Here is a 1,014-nt window from a genome sequence, read left to right on the forward strand (position 1 = left end):
GTGTTGAGATGCGCCCGAGCCAGGAGCCCGCGCAACCAGGCGCCCACCGGCGTGTCCGCGGCTTTCAGTGTCGGCAAGGCCGCTCGGGCACCCTGGATCAGCATCTTGCGTAGGTACTTGCTCCCGCGCTTCGTGATGCCGAGCAGCTTCGGTCGGCCACCCGTCGTCACCTGCCGCGGCACGAGGCCAAGCCACGCCGCGAGGTCCCGTCCTCGGGCGAAGGTGCCTGCGTCACCGACGGCGGCCACGAGGGCCGTCGCATTCAGTGGGCCGATGCCGGGAATGGACAGAAGCCGTTTCGCACCGTCCTGCGCCTTGGCGGCGGCGGCGAACTCCGTATCGAAAGCCTTGATACGCTCGTCGAGCGTATCCCACTGGCGGCGCATGTCGACGATCAACTCATGAATGCGACGTGTCAGAACGGGCTTTTCGCCGTCGAGCAGATCGGCGAGCGCGACTGCCAGTCTGGCGCGACCTTGCGCCACCACATGGCCGCGCTCCAGCAACAAGCTGCGGATCTGGTTCATCAGCGACGTCCGGTCGCCGACAAGCCTGTCGCGGACCCGGTGAAGCGTCTGCATGTCAAGCTGCTCCTCCGACTTCAAAGTGACGAAACGCATGGTGGGCCGGCTTGCAGCCTCGGCGATGGCTTCGGCATCCCGGTCGTCGTTCTTCTGCGCCTTGACATAGGGGCGCACGTACTCGGGCGACATGAGGCGGATCTCGTGACCCTGGCCGGCCAGCGCACGGCCGATGTGGTGAGCGCCGCAGCAAGCTTCCATGGCGACCACACAGGCCGAGATCTTGGAACAGAACGCGATGATGGTATCGCGGCGCAGGCGCCGACGCAGGACGACCTTGCCGCCAGCGTCCAGGCCCACGAGGCTGCACGACGTCTTGCCGAGATCGATGCCGATGATGGAAAGCTGCATGGGTCCGCTCCGTCCTCACCTGAGTTGCGAATGCAGCCTATCAGCTGCTCCGCGGAGAGGGGCGGGCCATCCATAAAGGGGG

The 1,014-nt window shown here is 66.1% G+C and carries 1 protein-coding gene; it reads right to left on the bottom strand.

Features of this window, described 5'->3' with window-relative positions; genetic code table 11:
• Positions 1 to 932, bottom strand: a 932-nt coding sequence (locus M8523_RS36370; protein WP_282589656.1) for an IS110 family RNA-guided transposase, incomplete at its 3' end; no start/stop codon positions are given.
• Positions 933 to 1,014: the final 82 nt, after the last annotated feature.

Origin of the sequence: Lichenifustis flavocetrariae (assembly GCF_026130545.1) — a bacterium.
Lineage (GTDB): Bacteria > Pseudomonadota > Alphaproteobacteria > Rhizobiales > Beijerinckiaceae > Lichenihabitans > Lichenihabitans flavocetrariae.